The sequence below is a fragment of the Stenotrophomonas sp. YJH_SMC_33 genome (genome assembly GCF_059372295.1).
Map to the genome: position 1 here is coordinate 222,418 of NZ_JCAFVJ010000005.1, position 14,024 is coordinate 236,441.

The window sequence follows — 14,024 nt, forward strand, 5'->3', positions numbered from 1 at the left end:
CTTACTCGCCCTGGTACTGCTTCTCTTCCACCAGAGCCGAACCGGCCACGCGGTTGATCTCGTTCTTCACCTGCACGCGCTCGCCATTGGTGCCGTAGACACCGCGTGCCAGCTGGATGAAGCCATCGTCGAACACCTGGGCCGCTTCCTTGTCGCGCAGCTGGTCCTGGATGTCCCACATGCGCTCGTTGATTGCCTTCAACTGCTGCTTCAGCACGGCCAGCGCCGGCTGAGCCTGCAGCTGCTGCTGCAGCAACGGCAGCAGGCCGTCCAGCTCGGTGCGCACGTTGCTCAGCTTGGCCGCATCGTCGATGCGTTCGGCCTTGATCTCGAGAATGGTGATCTTGTCGATCAGCTCGCCGATCGATACCGGGGTCAGGATGGCGTCCACGCGGTTGGTTCTCTGGAAACAGGGCACCATGATACCGCGCTGCCGGCATGTGGCCCCGATCACGGGATTTACGCCGAATTTGCGCCACGGCCCCGGCAGCACCCTCGATCCGTTACGGCCACCGCCTCGACACTGCGTTCCCGGCGGCATAACCGCCTTCGACGAGGAACACAGTGCAGTGAACAGCAAGGGGATGATGGCGGCGGTGGTGGCCGCCCTGGCAGGGCTGCTCGGGATCGGCAGCGCGCAGGCACAGGTACAGGTCAGTGGCAGTGCGGCGTTGACCAGTGACTACGTGTGGCGTGGCAGCTCGCAGAGCGACGGCGACCCGGCGGTGCAGGCGGGTGCGAAGGTTTCGATCCCATCGGGTTGGTACGCCAGCGTGTGGGGCTCCAACGTTTCGTTCAAGCCGGACAATGGCGCGCGCAGCGAGTTCGACCTGGTGGCCGGCTGGTCCGGTGCGCTGGCCCCGGACTGGACACTGGATGCCAACCTGACCCGCTACATGTACCCGGGCACCGGCCGCGCGCTGGACTGGACCGAACTCAACACCACAGTGAGCTGGAAGCAGCGCGCCTGGTTGCAGGTCGCCCATTCCAACGATGCGTTGGCCGGTGGCCATCGCGGTACCTATGCCCAGCTGGGCGTGCGTGTGCCGCTGCACGAACGCGTCCGCCTGGAAGCGGCGGTGGGCCAGTACTGGCTGGCCACCGCGCAGGGCCCGGACTACCTGCATGGGCAGCTCAGTGCCATTGCCACGCTGGCCCCGGCATGGGAGCTGCGTGCCACCGTGCATGACACCGACAGTGCGGCCAAGCGCCTGTTCCCGGGCAATGCCGGTGGACGATGGGAGCTGGCGCTGCAGGGCAGTTTCTAGTCGGCCACCGAGGCCTGGCGCGCACGCAGCGCGCCGGGCAGCCACAGCAGCAGGGCCAGCACCGCCACCGCAGCACCGGCTACGCAGACGCCGGTCCAGCCGAAGCGCTGGTAGACCTGCGCCGACAGCAGCGAACCCAGCGAACCGCCGATGAAGTAGCCGGTCATGTAGCCGGCATTGAGGCGGTTGCGCGCTGCCGGTTGCAGTGCATAGATCAGGTTCTGGTTACTGACGTGCAGCAGCTGCGCGGCCAGGTCCAGCACCACCACGCCGACCAGCAGCGCCAGCAACGAGTGGGCCGACAGCCCTAGTGGCAGCCACGAGAGCAGCAGCAGCGCCAGCGCGATGGCGGTGGCACGCCCGGTCTGGCCACGGTCGGACATGCGGCCGGCCAGGCCGGCCGCCAGCGTGCCGGCCGCGCCGACCAGCCCGAACAGGCCGATGGTGGCGTCGCTGTAGGCATACGGCGGCTGTGCCAGCAGGAACGCCAGTGGCGTCCAGAAGATCGCGAACATGGCGAAGCTGCAGGCGCCCAGCAGCGTGCGCTGGCGCAGCACCGGTTCCTGCACGAACAGCACGCCGATCGAGCGCAGCAATGCGAAGTAGCCAAGGCCGGCGCTGTGGTGGAAGCGCGGCAGGCCGCGCTGCAATGCCAGTGCGGTCAGCACCAGGGTGGCAGCGGCGATCGCGTACACCAGGCGCCAGTCGCCCAGGCTGGAAAGCAGGCCGGCCACGGTACGTGCCAGCAGGATGCCCAGCAGCAGGCCGCTCATCAACGTGCCGACCACGCGACCGCGATGTTCCGGCGCGGCCAGCGTGGCCGCGAACGGCACCAGCACCTGGGCGACCACGGAGAACAGGCCGGTGATCGCGGTGCCCGCCAGCAGCCAGGCCAGCGACGGCGCACAGGCACTGATCACCAGCCCGCCGGCGGACAACAGGCTCATCACCACGATCAGGCGCCGGCGTTCGAACAGGTCTCCCAGCGGCACCAGCAGGATCAGTCCGGCGGCATAGCTCAGCTGCGCGGCGGTGACCACCATGCCGACCTGGCCGAACGGCACACCGAAGGCATCGGCAATGGTATGCAGCAGTGGCTGCGCATAGTAGTTGCTGGCCACGGCCACGCCGGTGGCGACCGACATCAGCAGCACCTGCCAGCGGTGCAGGGGGGGGAGGGACGGACTCACGCGGTATTCCACAAAGCGGGGTGCACAGTGTCCGCCTGCTGCGACCATGATGGAAATGAATCATCATCATCCATGCCATCTGGAAACGAGATAGCTGGATGAATCTCAAGCAGCTCGAATTTGCCGTCGCCCTGGCCGAAGAGGGCAATTTCACCCGTGCCGCCGAACGCTGCCACGTGGTGCAGTCCGCGTTGAGCCACCAGATTGCCTACCTGGAGCAGGAACTGGGCACGCCGCTGTTTGAACGCCTGCCGCGCCAGGTACGGGCGACGGCGGCCGGTGAGGCGCTGCTGGTGCACGCACGCCAGGTGCTGGCCAGCCTGCGCCACCTGCGCGCTGACGTGGCCGCGGTGAGTGGCGAGGTGCGTGGCCTGCTGGCGATCGGGCAGATTTCCTCGCTGACCGGCATCGACGTGGTGGCGATGCTGGCAGCCTTCCAGCAGGCGCACCCGCAGGTGGAGTTCCAGCTGCGGGTGGACAAGAGCGAGGATCTGATCGCGCAGGTGCAGTCGCGTGAATTGGACGTGGCACTGGTGGGGTTGGCGCCCTCGGCCGGCCTGGACGGGGTATGCCACCAGATGCTGCAGGAAGAAGACCTGGTGGCGGTGCTGGCGCCGTCGCACCGCTTGGCCCGGCGCAAGCGGCTGCCCTTGACCGAACTGCAGGATGAAGCGCTGGTCGACTTCCCGCGCGGCACCGGTGCGCGGCGGCAGACCGACGATGCCTTCGCCGCCGCCGGCCTGCCGCACGCGGTCCGCTTCGAGGTCAACCTGATGGAACTGGTCGAGCGCTTCGTCCGCCATGGGCTGGCGGTCGGCATCGTGCCGGCGTTGATCGCCGAAGGCTTTGAAGGCGTGGTGCGGATTCCGCTGCAGCCGACCCCGACCCGCCGCGTGCACCTGGTCTGGCAGCGGCTGCCGACACCGGCGGCGCGGGCGTTCGTCGAGGCCGTGCTCAGCCGCGCAGGCGCAGGCTCAGGCCCTTGAGGAAGTTGCGCAGCATCTGGTCTAGGCAACGCCGGTAGTTGGCGTGCCCGGGTTGGCGGAACAGTGCGCCCACTTCCGACTTGGAGACATTGAAACCGGCGCTGGCGAAGATCTCCATCAGATCGACGTCGCGCAGCTGGAACGCCACGCGCAGCTTCTTCAGCACTAGGTTGTTGTCGATGCGGGTCTCCACCGCGCGCTGCGGCTGGTTCTCGTCGCGACCGCGCAGGTGCACGATCAGGCCATCGAGGAAGTGCGCCAGCGCGCTGTCGCTCATCGCCTCGAAACCGGCTTCGTCCTCGCGGCGCAACCAAGCCTTCACCTGCTCGGTCTCCACGGCGAAGGCCGGGTCGGCCATCTGGCACAGGGCCACCACGTGGTGGTCGCCCAGGTCCAGGGAGTAGCGCACGCTGCGCAGGACATCATTGTTGATCATGGTCCAATTGTAGCGGCCCCTGGCGTGTCACCGGAGTGTCATCGAACTGCAGCATCGTGGGCACTCGTTCGCTGAGACCCTTGCATGCGCCGGTATCTGTTTTCCGCACTGCTGCTCGCCAGCAGCTTCGCTGCCTTCGCCCAGGACCGCTTCGTACCCGTCGAGCGGCGCCTCAGTGCATCCCAACTGGCCGAGGTCGGGCTCAATCCAGCGCAGTTGCAGGCACTGAACCGGGTACTGCGCGAGGCAGAGCGCGCGGCCACCGGGCCGACGGCAGCGGTGGCCCCCGCCGCTGCGCCGCTGCCTGCCAATGTGCCGGCACCGGCAGCAATGCATCTGGGCCTGGAAGAAGGACCGGTCAATGCACGCGTGGTCGGAGAGGTCGCAGGCTGGCAGCCGGGCACGCTGTTCACCCTTGATAACGGCCAGCAATGGCAGGTGATGAAGGGGCAGATGAAGCTGCGCAAGGTGCTGCAGTCGCCGCAGATCGCCGTTGTTCCAGGAATTGCCGGGCGCTGGTTCCTGCAGGTCGACGAAGACCTGCCCAAGGCCCGGGTATTCCGCGTGCGCTGAGCCGCGCACGCCCCGGGCGTGGTCAGCCGGCATCGGCAACGCAGGGGCGGGCCGACGGTGCCAGAATGGGCGTCCGGTTTTTCCCCCTGGAGTTGCCTGATGACCCGCACTGTCCTGATTACCGGCGCCACGTCCGGCTTCGGCGCCGCCGCCGTCCACCGCTTCGCCCAGGCCGGGTGGAAGGTGATCGCCACCGGCCGCCGCGGCGAACGCCTGCAGTCGCTGGTCGAGCGCTACGGCAAGGACGTGGTTCACGCCGCCGCCTTCGACATCCGCGATCCGGTGGCAATGGAGGCGGCCCTGCTGGCACTGCCGCCTGCGTTCGGCCAGATCGATCTGCTGGTCAACAACGCGGGCCTGGCACAGGGCACCGCGCCGGCACAGAGCGCCAAGCTGTCGGACTGGACCACGATGATCGACACCAACATCACCGCGCTGGTGACCTTGACCCATCGCCTGCTGCCGCAGCTGGTGGAGCGCAAGGGCGCGATCATCAACATCTCGTCGGTGGCCGGCGTCTACCCGTACCCGGGTGGCAACGCCTACGGTGGCACCAAGGCCTTCGTCAGCCAGTTCTCGCTGGGCCTGCGTTCGGACCTGCACGGCACCGGCGTGCGCGTCACCACGATCGAGCCGGGTATGGCTGAAACCGAGTTCACCGTGGTGCGTACCCATGGCGACCAGGCGGCATCGGACAAGCTCTATACCGGCGCCAACCCGATGACCGCTGAAGACATCGCCGAACAGATCTTCTGGGTGGCCAGCCTGCCGCCGCACCTGAACATCAATCGCCTGGAGCTGATGCCGGTCAGCCAGTCCTTCGCCGGTTTCCAGGTCGCCCGCGAAGGCTGACCTGCGTCGCGGGTCCCGTAGAGCCGAGCCTATGCTCGGCTTCGTCTGGATTCAGCCGAGCATGGCTCGGCTCTACAGAAACGAAAAAAGCCGGGCAATGCCCGGCTTCCTCGTTCACAGCGGCAGGCTTACTGCGCCTTGATCGCCATCGCCTGCAGGCCGGTGCCATCCAGCTTCTGCTTGGCTTCGGACAACTCGCCGGCGCTGCCATACGGCCCCATGCGCACGCGGTACACGGTCTTGCCGTTGATCTGCGCCGATTCCACGCGTGCCGCCAGGCCCATCATCGCCAGCTTGGCCTTGGTCGCCTCGGCATCGCCGGAGGCACCGAACGCACCGGCCTGCAGGATGTAGCGGGCGTTGTCGGCGGCAGCCGGTGCAGCAGCTGCCGGAGTACCGGTCGCTGCCGGTGCGGCTTCCGCACGTGCTGCAGGCGTGGCCGCGGCGTTGCTGGTCGACGCCGTTGGGGTGCCGGCTGCAGGCGTTGCCGCCGCCGGGCGTTCGCTCAGCGGTGCCGGCAGCGGACGGCTGGTCGCGGTCACCGGGGCGGTGCTGGCCACGCTGGCCGTGGCTGTGGGTGCTGGCGCCGCGGGCGGCGGAACCGGCTTGCCTTCCAGTGCAGCCTGCGCGCGCTGCGCTTCGGCCCTGGCCCGGCGCTGGTCTTCGGCACGCGCGCTGGCGGCCAGTTCGGCGTCGGACATTTCAACTTCCTTGCCCGGCAGCAGGGTGTAGAAGTCGTACTGGGTCGCGGCCGGCTTTTCCGGCTCGGCCGGCTTCGGCGTAGCCGGCTGTGCGGCCGGCTGGGTGCCGACATCGCTGTCGGCGTCAGCGACCGGGGCCGGTTGCGCGTTCGGGTTCGGCTGCGGTCCGGCACGAAGGAAGCCATCGCCTTCGCCCTTGAACAGGTTCGGCGCCGCCAGGAACACCACGGCCGCAATCGCCACGCCAGCGACCAGCCACACCCATCCGGGTGTGCCCTGGCTGCTGCTGTTGCGTCGTGCCTGGTTTTTGCCGCGTCGTGCTGCCATGGGTACTGCGTCTCCTGATGCTTACATTTTTTCCGGGGCGCTGACGCCCAGGAGGTCGAGGCCGTTGGCCAGCACCTGGCGGGCAGCGCAGGCCAGGGTCAGCTTGGCGTTGCGATCGGCGGCATCTTCCACCAGTACCGGCGTTCCGTGATACCACGTGTGGAACGCGTGCGCCAATTCACGCAGGTACTGCGCCACCAGATGCGGCTCCAGCGCCACGCCGGCCGCCTCCACCACTTCCGGGTACCGCGAGATCTCGTTCATCAGCAGCAGCGAAGCGTCGTCGGCCAGGCGGCCGAGGTTGGCCAGGCCATCAGCCTGTTCATACACCAGCCCCTTCTCCTGCGCCTGGCGCAGCAGGCTGCAGACGCGGGCATGCGCGTACTGCACGTAGAACACCGGGTTGTCGTTGCTCTGCTGGCGGGCCAGGTCGATGTCGAAGGTCAGCTGCGAATCGGGCTTGCGCGCGATCAGGAACCAGCGGGTGGCATCGCGGCCGGCTTCCTCGATCAGGTCACGCAGGGTGAAGTAGCTGCCGGCACGCTTGGACAGCTTCACTTCCTCGCCGCCACGCATGACGGTGACCATCTGGTGCAGCACGTACTCCGGCCAGCCCTGCGGAATGCCCACTTCCATCGCCTGCAGGCCGGCGCGCACACGCGCCAGCGAGCCGTGGTGGTCGGCACCGAGTTCGGTGATCGCGCGCTCGTAGCCGCGCTGCCACTTGGACAGGTGGTAGGCCACGTCCGGCACGAAGTAGGTGAAGGTGCCGTCGGACTTGCGCATCACGCGGTCCTTGTCGTCACCGAAGTCGGTGCTCCGCAGCCACAGCGCGCCGCCCTCCTCGTAGGTATGCCCCGACGCCTGCAGCTTGGCCACCGCTTCTGCCACCTTGCCGTCGGCGTACAGCGAGCTTTCCAGGAAATAGATGTCGAAGTCGACGCCGAACGCGGCCAGGTCCAGGTTCTGCTCGTTGCGCAGGTAAGCCACGGCGAAGCGACGGATCGCCTGCATGTCGTCCGGGTCCTTGGCGCCCACCACGGTGCTGCCTTCCAGATCAACGCTGGCACCGGCCATGTAGGCGCGGGCGACGTCGACGATGTACTCACCGCGGTAGCCACCTTCCGGCCAGCCGTCCTGGTCCGGCGCGATGCCCTTGATCCGTGCCTGGGTGGACAGCGCCAAGTTCTCGATCTGCACGCCGGCGTCGTTGTAGTAGAACTCACGCTTGGCGTTCCAGCCGTTGGCATCGAGCACTCGCGCCACGCAGTCGCCAATCGCCGCCGCGCGGCCATGGCCGACATGCAGCGGGCCGGTCGGGTTGGCCGACACGTACTCCACGCCCACCGTGCGGCCATTGCCGGACAGGTTGCGGCCGTAGTCGTGGGCTTCCTTGATGACCGACGCGGCTTCACGCTGGTACGCGGCCGGGGCCAGGTGGAAGTTGATGAAGCCGGGGCCGGCGATCTCGACCTTGCTGACGTCCTCGCTGCGCGGCAGCGCCTCGACCAGCGCCTGCGCCAGTGCGCGCGGATTGCTGCGCGCGGCCTTGGCCAGCAGCATCGCGGCGTTGGTGGCGAAGTCGCCGTGGTCGCGGGTCTTCGGGCGCTCGACCACGAAGTCCGGCGGCAGGGAGTCGGCGGGCAGGGTGCCATTGGCGCGCAAGGCTTCGATGCCTTGGCTGATCAGGGCGCGGAGGAGATTTTTCACGAGGCCTGCTGTGAGAATGAGCGGCGGAATCGCCCATTTTAGCGCATGTACCCGCGCCCACGCTGACCAGAACATGCCTGCGGGGGCGGCCGGTGGCGCCTGAAGGGGGCGCGCTCAGCCGAACAGCCGAGGCTGGGGCGGGGACAGCAGGCCCCGTTCAGCAAATGAAACGGGACGGCCCTCGCCGACCACGAAGTGGTCCAGCAGGCGCACGTCCACCATCGCCAGCGCCTGCTGCAGTTCATCGGTGATGCGGGTATCGGCGCTGGACGGTTCAGGGTCGCCCGAAGGATGGTTGTGGCTGAGGATCACCGCCGCCGCGTTGTGCAGCAGGGCACGCCGGACCACCTCGCGGGGGTAGACCGGCGCGGCGTTGATGGTGCCGTGGAACAGTTCCTCGCAGGCGATCAGGCGGTGGCGGTTGTCCAGGAACAGGGCCATGAAGATCTCCCGTGCCTGCCCTCGCAGGCGGTGCTGCAGATAGCGGCCGACCGCCGCCGGATTGTTGCCAACCGCCTCGCCGTGCTCCAGCTCAGCCGCCAGGTAGCGATGGGCCAGTTCCAGCCCGGCAGCCAGCGTACAGCTGCGCGCCGGGCCCAGCCCGGGCAAGCGGGCCAGTTCGCCCGCGGGACGGTCGAGCAGCACCCGCAAGGGGCCATGCGCCTGCAGCAGGTCGCGCGCGGTCTGCACGGCATCACGGCCGCCGAAGCCGGAGCCGAGGAACAGGGCCAGCAGCTCGGCGTCGGAAAGTGCCGTGGGCCCGCGCGCGATCAGCTTCTCGCGAGGGCGTTCCTGTTCGGGCCAGTCATGGATGGGCATGCCTGCATCATCGCCAGCTTCGGCGGCGTCTCCCATCGGGGCTTGCCGCGGGCCCGGGTCGGTCGATACCTCAGTCGCGCCGGGTCTGCAGGTAGTCGAACAGTTCCTGGTTGTTCTGCAGCCCCAGCTTGCGCTTGGCTTCGGCCTTCTGCCGGCTGATGGTCTTCGGGCTGCGCCCACAACGCTTGGCGACTTCGTTCACGTTGAGGCCGATCGCCAGCAGATCCAGCACTTCCTTCTCGCGTGCCGACAGCGGTGCCGGTTCGCGCGGGAACAGCAGGTCGCGGGCCTGCAGGTGATGGCGCAGCTGCTGGGAGACGAATACGTGCCCGGCCAATGCGGCGTTCAGCGCCTGGGGCAGCTCGGCAAAATCGGCGCACTTGTCGACCAGGCCACTGATGCCCTCCCGCAGCAGGCCGTCCAGCAGGCCGGGATGGCGGGCGCCGGTGAGCACCACCACCGGCAGGCCAGGGCGACGCACGCGCAGCGCGTCGATCAGCTCCGGACCGTCCGGGCCGGCACCCGGCATCGACAGGTCGGTCAGGACTGCATCGCAGTCGTGGCGGTCCACCAGGTCCAGCAGCTGGGCGCCGTCACGCGCACTGCCGACGATGTCCATCAGGTAGGTCTGCAGCACGATGGCGATGCCATGCAGGACCACGGGATGGTCGTCGGCAATGATGATGCGTGGACGCACGCGGTTCCTCGAAGATCGAACAGGCCACGGCGGGCGGCAGCCAATGCCTGATTCTGCAAAAGCGCAGGCCCCTGGAGGTATAGGAAAGGTCCGAAACCGATACCGGGTGAATGCCGGGTCCATGCAGGCGGGCTCCATCTGCTGATAGCCGCCCGCTATGTGCACCGGGCACCGGGACATTACCGACCTTCGGGTAAGCTAGCGCCCTCGTTTGCACAGGAATTCCAGGTGGCTGACTCCCCCAACGCTTCTCCCGCGCCGGCCCGCGCGCTGGAAGGTCAGAAACTGCTGTTGTGCGTCGGAGGCGGGATCGCGGCCTACAAGGCCTTGGAACTGGTGCGGCGCCTGCGCGACGCCGGTGCCCAGGTGCAGGTGGCGATGACTGCCGGTGCCCAGCAGTTCGTCACTCCGCTCAGCTTCCAGGCGCTGTCCGGGCAGCCGACCCGCACCACGCTGTGGGACAGCGCCGCCGAACAGGCCATGGGCCATATCGAACTGGCGCGCTGGGCCGATCGCATCGTGGTCGCCCCAGGTACCGCCGATCTGCTCGCGCGGCTGGCCCAGGGCCACGCCGATGACCTGGTCAGCACCCTGTGCCTGGCCAGCACCGCGCCGCTGACGATCTGCCCGGCGATGAACCACCGCATGTGGCTGCATCCGGCCACCCAGGCCAACATCGCCCTGCTGCGCCAGCGCGGCGCGCAGGTGATCGGCCCGGTCGACGGTCCGCTGGCCGAAGGCGAATCCGGTCCGGGTCGTCTGGCCGAGCCCGGCGACATCGTCGCCGCGCTGGCGGCCAATGGCAGTGCTGCAGCGGCGGTTGCCGCACCGGAAACCCACGCGCTGCAGGGCCTGCGCCTGCTGATCAGCGCTGGCCCGACCTATGAAGACATCGATCCGGTGCGCTACGTCGGCAACCGCAGCAGCGGCAAGATGGGCTTTGCCCTGGCTGCGGCCGCCGCGACGATGGGCGCCCAGGTGGTGCTGGTCAGCGGCCCGGTGCAGCTGCCGACGCCTCCCGGCGTGCAGCGCGTGGACGTGCGCTCGGCCGCGCAGATGCGTGATGCCGTGCTGAAGTCGCTGCCGGCCGACATCTATATCGGTGCCGCCGCGGTGTCCGACTACACACCGCGCCAAGTGGCTGCGCAGAAGCTGAAGAAGACCGCCGACAGCCAGTCGCTGGTGATCGAGCTGGTGCGCACGCCGGACATCCTGGCCGAAGTCGCCGCGCAGACGCAGTCGCTGAAGCTGGTGGTCGGCTTTGCCGCCGAAACCCACGACGTGGAGAAGTATGCGCGTGGCAAGCTGGTCGACAAGCGCCTTGACCTGGTGATCGCCAACCAGGTCGGCATCAGCGGCGGTGGTTTCGAGAGCGACAACAATGCCGCCACTGTCTTCTGGCAGGACGGTGAACAGGTATTCCCGGCCACCTCCAAGCGCGAGCTGGCCGAACAACTGCTGGCGCTGATCGCGCGGAGACTCCAGGCATGACCCAGGCTTTCACTTCCCAACCCCTGCAGGTCAAGCTGCTCGATCCGCGCTTTGGCGACAGCTGGCCGCTGCCGGCCTACGCCACCGAAGCCAGCGCCGGCATGGACCTGCGCGCGGCGCTGGATACCGCGCTGACCCTGCAGCCGGGCGACACCGCGCTGGTGCCCAGCGGCCTGGCCATCCATATCGCCGATCCGAACCTGTGCGCGGTGATCCTGCCGCGTTCGGGGCTCGGCCACCGCCACGGCATCGTGCTCGGCAATGGCACCGGCCTGATCGACGCCGACTACCAGGGACCGCTGCTGATCAGCGTCTGGAACCGCGGCCGCGAGGCGTTCACCATCGAGCCGGGTGATCGCATCGCGCAGCTGGTGGTGGTGCCGATTGCCCGCGTCAGCCTGCAGGTGGTGGATACTTTCACCGACAGCGTGCGCGGAACGGGTGGATTCGGCCATACCGGGGTGCGTTGACAGGGGACATCGATGAGCGGCATCGGGGAAGGACAGCGGGGACGGTCGTTGGGACGCAGTGCACCACTACTGGGGGTGCTGCTGGTCCTGCTGGCCGGCTGGTTCGGATGGAGCGCGGTGCAGCAATGGCGCCAGGAGGCCAACGGCCAGGCGCTGGAAGCTGCGCGCGACCAGGCTGTGCAGGGCCTGCAGGAGGCCGCCGCCGGCCAGCTGAAGCAGCTGCAGCAGCAGCTGAAGAACGAGCGCGTGCAGCAGGCGCTGCAGGCCGGCGATGCCGCTGCGGCGGCACTCGCGGTCCGCGAGAGCTGGACCGGCGTCGAGCATGCTGAAGTGCTGACCGCCGATCTGGCCAATGCCTACGCCGACCCGGCCACGTTCGGCTATGCCCGCCTGGCGTTGCTGGAAGGAGCGCTTGCCGAGGCCGGCCCCAGCCTGCGCGTGGTCCGCGATGGGGGTGGCAATCGTCTTGGCCTGGCGGCACCGGTGCCGCTGGGCAGCCTGGGCCCGGCAGTGCTCTACGTGCGCCAGCCATTGCTGCGCCTGACCTCGCCGCTGGACCAGGTGAGTGCGCCATCGGCCGGTTTCCTTGGCCTGCGCCAGGGCGCGCATGACCTCGTCGCCCTGGGCGATGCCAGCCTGGCCGAAAGTGCCGAAGTCCTGGCGCGGCCGATCCCGGGTACCCCGTTGCGGCTGGTGGCCGCGGTACCCAATATCGAACCCGGTCCGCTGGGCCTGGGTTCGCTGGCCAGCGCCATCGTTGCGCTGCTGCTGGCGTTCATCGCCGTGCTGCTGGTGGTGGGTCGCGGCCGCCTGCCGAAGACGCTGCCGCTGCCGCGGCGTGCGGCCGTGGCGGAAGCGGATCATGGCCCGACCCTGAGCGAGAGCCTGCAGATGGCGCCGCCGCCGGTGGCCGGGGCCAGCACCACTGAAAGTGCACCGCCGCCCCCGCCGCCGGTTCCGGCCGAGGAACTGGCGGCCGGTATCTTCCGCGCCTACGACATCCGCGGCGTGGTGGGCAGCCAACTGACGCCGAAGACCGCCGCGCTGATCGGCCAGGCCATCGCTACCGTGGCACTGGAGCAGGGCCTGCGCGAGGTGGTGATCGGTCGCGATGGCCGCCTGTCCGGCCCGGAACTGGCCGCAGGATTGGCTGAGGGCCTGCGCCGCGCCGGTTGTGCGGTGATCGACATCGGCCTGGCGCCGACTCCGGTGGTGTACTACGCCGCCTTCCACCTGCGTACCGGCACCTGCGTGGCGGTGACCGGCAGTCATAACCCGCCCGAGTACAACGGTTTCAAGATTGTCATCGGCGGCGAGACGCTGTCCGGCGATGCCATCACCGATCTCTACGCGCGCATCGTCGAGGGCCGCCTGGTACAGGCTGCGGAGCCGGGCGATTACCAGCAGCGCGATGTCAGTGCCGACTACATCCAGCGCATCGCCGACGACGTGCAGCTGGACCGTCCGCTGAAGGTCGTGGCCGATGCCGGCAACGGCGTGGCCGGCGCACTGGCACCGCAACTGCTGGAAGCCATCGGTGCTGAAGTCATTCCGCTGTACTGCGATGTCGACGGTACCTTCCCCAACCATCATCCCGACCCGAGCGAACTGGCCAACCTGGAAGACCTGGTGCAGACGGTCAAGCGCTTCGGGGCCGACCTCGGCGTCGCCTTCGATGGCGATGGCGACCGGTTGGGCGTGGTCAGTGCTGACGGCAAAATCATCTATGCCGACCGCCTGCTGATGCTGTTCGCCGCCGACGTGCTGATGCGCAACCCCGGCGCGATGGTGATCTACGACGTGAAGTGCACCGGCAAGCTGTCCGACCACGTGCTGCGCAATGGTGGCAGCCCGCTGATGTGGAAGACCGGGCATTCGCTGATGAAGGCGAAGATGCGCGAGACCGATGCCGAACTGGCTGGCGAGATGAGCGGCCACTTCTTCTTCAAGGAGCGCTGGTTCGGTTTCGACGATGGCCTGTATGCGGCGGCGCGCCTGCTGGAGATCCTGGCCCAGCGCGAGGAGACCCCGGACGAGGTACTGGGCGAGCTGCCGGAGATGGTGGCCACGCCGGAGCTGAAGGTGCCGGTGGCCGACGGCACGCCGCATGCGCTGGTGGCAATGCTGGTGGCGGCGGCGCAGTCGCCGGACAACCCGTATGTCGGCGGCCGACTGTCGACCATCGACGGCCTGCGCGTGGACTTCCCCGATGGCTGGGGCCTGGTGCGGGCCTCCAACACCACGCCGGTGCTGGTGCTGCGCTTCGAGGGCAACGACGAGGCCGCACTGGAACGCATCCAGGCGCTGTTCCGCAGCCAGCTGCAGCCGGTGCTGGGCGACACCCCGCTGGGGTTCTGAGGTGGGGCCGGGCGGCGCCCGGCACCCGCCGAATCAACGTCAACGTCAAAGGCCGGCTATCCGTAGGATGCGGGGTGGGTCCGGTTACGGGGGACGCTGCAAGTACGTCCATGTAAGCTCGGTCGCCGCATCCATGCGGCTCACGC

General features: G+C 68.4%; 14 protein-coding genes. 7 read left to right on the forward strand and 7 right to left on the reverse strand.

Annotated features, from left to right (window positions below; translation table 11 throughout):
* Window position 1: 1 nt before the first annotated feature.
* Complete coding sequence (locus tag AC5P9W_RS10850) at window positions 2-391, reverse strand: DUF6165 family protein (RefSeq protein WP_031270855.1); 390 nt, start codon at window positions 389-391, stop codon at window positions 2-4.
* A 178-nt stretch (window positions 392-569) separates the two neighbouring features.
* Here AC5P9W_RS10850 and AC5P9W_RS10855 point away from each other — a divergent pair, with 178 nt between their 5' ends.
* Window positions 570-1,268, forward strand: coding sequence for a TorF family putative porin (locus tag AC5P9W_RS10855; RefSeq protein ID WP_111097664.1), 699 nt, complete (start codon window positions 570-572; stop codon window positions 1,266-1,268).
* On the opposite strand, the gene AC5P9W_RS10860 is transcribed toward AC5P9W_RS10855, so the two are convergent.
* The gene (locus AC5P9W_RS10860) at window positions 1,265-2,413 is read right to left on the reverse strand and encodes an MFS transporter (protein ID WP_194445614.1); all 1,149 of its coding nucleotides are present in this window, start codon (window positions 2,411-2,413) and stop codon (window positions 1,265-1,267) included. The genes AC5P9W_RS10855 and AC5P9W_RS10860 overlap by 4 nt on opposite strands.
* 143 nt (window positions 2,414-2,556) lie before the next feature.
* Here AC5P9W_RS10860 and AC5P9W_RS10865 point away from each other — a divergent pair, with 143 nt between their 5' ends.
* Complete coding sequence (locus tag AC5P9W_RS10865) at window positions 2,557-3,444, forward strand: LysR substrate-binding domain-containing protein (protein WP_021204744.1); 888 nt, start codon at window positions 2,557-2,559, stop codon at window positions 3,442-3,444.
* Here AC5P9W_RS10865 and AC5P9W_RS10870 read toward each other — a convergent pair.
* The gene (locus AC5P9W_RS10870; protein WP_019661796.1) at window positions 3,413-3,880 is read right to left on the reverse strand and encodes a YehS family protein; all 468 of its coding nucleotides are present in this window, start codon (window positions 3,878-3,880) and stop codon (window positions 3,413-3,415) included. The two genes, AC5P9W_RS10865 and AC5P9W_RS10870, sit on opposite strands and share 32 nt — an antisense overlap.
* 84 nt (window positions 3,881-3,964) lie before the next feature.
* On the opposite strand from AC5P9W_RS10870, the gene AC5P9W_RS10875 reads away from it, so the two are divergent.
* Complete coding sequence (locus tag AC5P9W_RS10875; protein ID WP_164144494.1) at window positions 3,965-4,453, forward strand: hypothetical protein; 489 nt, start codon at window positions 3,965-3,967, stop codon at window positions 4,451-4,453.
* A gap of 99 nt (window positions 4,454-4,552) precedes the next feature.
* Window positions 4,553-5,305, forward strand: coding sequence for an SDR family NAD(P)-dependent oxidoreductase (locus AC5P9W_RS10880; protein WP_180832810.1), 753 nt, complete (start codon window positions 4,553-4,555; stop codon window positions 5,303-5,305).
* A gap of 128 nt (window positions 5,306-5,433) precedes the next feature.
* Here the strand turns inward: AC5P9W_RS10880 and AC5P9W_RS10885 are convergent, their stop codons facing one another.
* The 4 genes from AC5P9W_RS10885 to AC5P9W_RS10900 form a co-directional block, all read right to left on the reverse strand.
* Window positions 5,434-6,333, reverse strand: coding sequence for an SPOR domain-containing protein (locus AC5P9W_RS10885; RefSeq protein WP_021204747.1), 900 nt, complete (start codon window positions 6,331-6,333; stop codon window positions 5,434-5,436).
* A 21-nt stretch (window positions 6,334-6,354) separates the two neighbouring features.
* A complete protein-coding gene (gene argS, locus AC5P9W_RS10890; RefSeq protein ID WP_019661792.1) occupies window positions 6,355-8,043 on the reverse strand; it encodes an arginine--tRNA ligase in 1,689 nt (562 codons plus the stop codon).
* Between the two features lie 114 nt (window positions 8,044-8,157).
* On the reverse strand, window positions 8,158-8,862 hold the full coding sequence (gene radC, locus AC5P9W_RS10895; protein WP_026347232.1) for a RadC family protein: 705 nt from the start codon (window positions 8,860-8,862) through the stop codon (window positions 8,158-8,160).
* A gap of 70 nt (window positions 8,863-8,932) precedes the next feature.
* Window positions 8,933-9,559 (reverse strand): response regulator, encoded by a 627-nt coding sequence (locus AC5P9W_RS10900; protein WP_021204749.1) that lies wholly within the window; start codon window positions 9,557-9,559, stop codon window positions 8,933-8,935.
* A gap of 228 nt (window positions 9,560-9,787) precedes the next feature.
* Between AC5P9W_RS10900 and coaBC the strand changes: the two genes are divergently transcribed.
* The 3 genes from coaBC to AC5P9W_RS10915 are packed head-to-tail and all read left to right on the forward strand — an operon-like array spanning window position 9,788 to window position 13,878.
* Complete coding sequence (gene coaBC, locus AC5P9W_RS10905) at window positions 9,788-11,050, forward strand: bifunctional phosphopantothenoylcysteine decarboxylase/phosphopantothenate--cysteine ligase CoaBC (RefSeq protein WP_134729661.1); 1,263 nt, start codon at window positions 9,788-9,790, stop codon at window positions 11,048-11,050.
* Window positions 11,047-11,520, forward strand: a complete 474-nt coding sequence (gene dut, locus AC5P9W_RS10910) for a dUTP diphosphatase (RefSeq protein WP_021204751.1) — start codon at window positions 11,047-11,049, stop codon at window positions 11,518-11,520. The genes coaBC and dut overlap by 4 nt, the downstream gene beginning before the upstream one ends.
* Before the next feature lie 12 nt (window positions 11,521-11,532).
* Window positions 11,533-13,878, forward strand: a complete 2,346-nt coding sequence (locus AC5P9W_RS10915; RefSeq protein ID WP_495219191.1) for a phosphomannomutase/phosphoglucomutase — start codon at window positions 11,533-11,535, stop codon at window positions 13,876-13,878.
* The last annotated feature ends 146 nt before the right edge of the window (window positions 13,879-14,024 follow it).

What these genes read in the sequence shown, in the direction of transcription:
- dut (WP_021204751.1), top strand. Translation starts at nt 11,047, where the DNA reads ATGACCCAGGCTTTCACTTCCCAACCCCTGCAGGTCAAGCTGCTCGAT.
- AC5P9W_RS10865 (WP_021204744.1), top strand. Translation starts at nt 2,557, where the DNA reads ATGAATCTCAAGCAGCTCGAATTTGCCGTCGCCCTGGCCGAAGAGGGC.
- AC5P9W_RS10875 (WP_164144494.1), top strand. Translation starts at nt 3,965, where the DNA reads ATGCGCCGGTATCTGTTTTCCGCACTGCTGCTCGCCAGCAGCTTCGCT.
- AC5P9W_RS10885 (WP_021204747.1), bottom strand. Translation starts at nt 6,333, where the DNA reads ATGGCAGCACGACGCGGCAAAAACCAGGCACGACGCAACAGCAGCAGC.
- AC5P9W_RS10870 (WP_019661796.1), bottom strand. Translation starts at nt 3,880, where the DNA reads ATGATCAACAATGATGTCCTGCGCAGCGTGCGCTACTCCCTGGACCTG.
- radC (WP_026347232.1), bottom strand. Translation starts at nt 8,862, where the DNA reads ATGCCCATCCATGACTGGCCCGAACAGGAACGCCCTCGCGAGAAGCTG.
- AC5P9W_RS10915 (WP_495219191.1), top strand. Translation starts at nt 11,533, where the DNA reads ATGAGCGGCATCGGGGAAGGACAGCGGGGACGGTCGTTGGGACGCAGT.
- AC5P9W_RS10880 (WP_180832810.1), top strand. Translation starts at nt 4,553, where the DNA reads ATGACCCGCACTGTCCTGATTACCGGCGCCACGTCCGGCTTCGGCGCC.
- AC5P9W_RS10860 (WP_194445614.1), bottom strand. Translation starts at nt 2,413, where the DNA reads ATGTCGGTCGCCACCGGCGTGGCCGTGGCCAGCAACTACTATGCGCAG.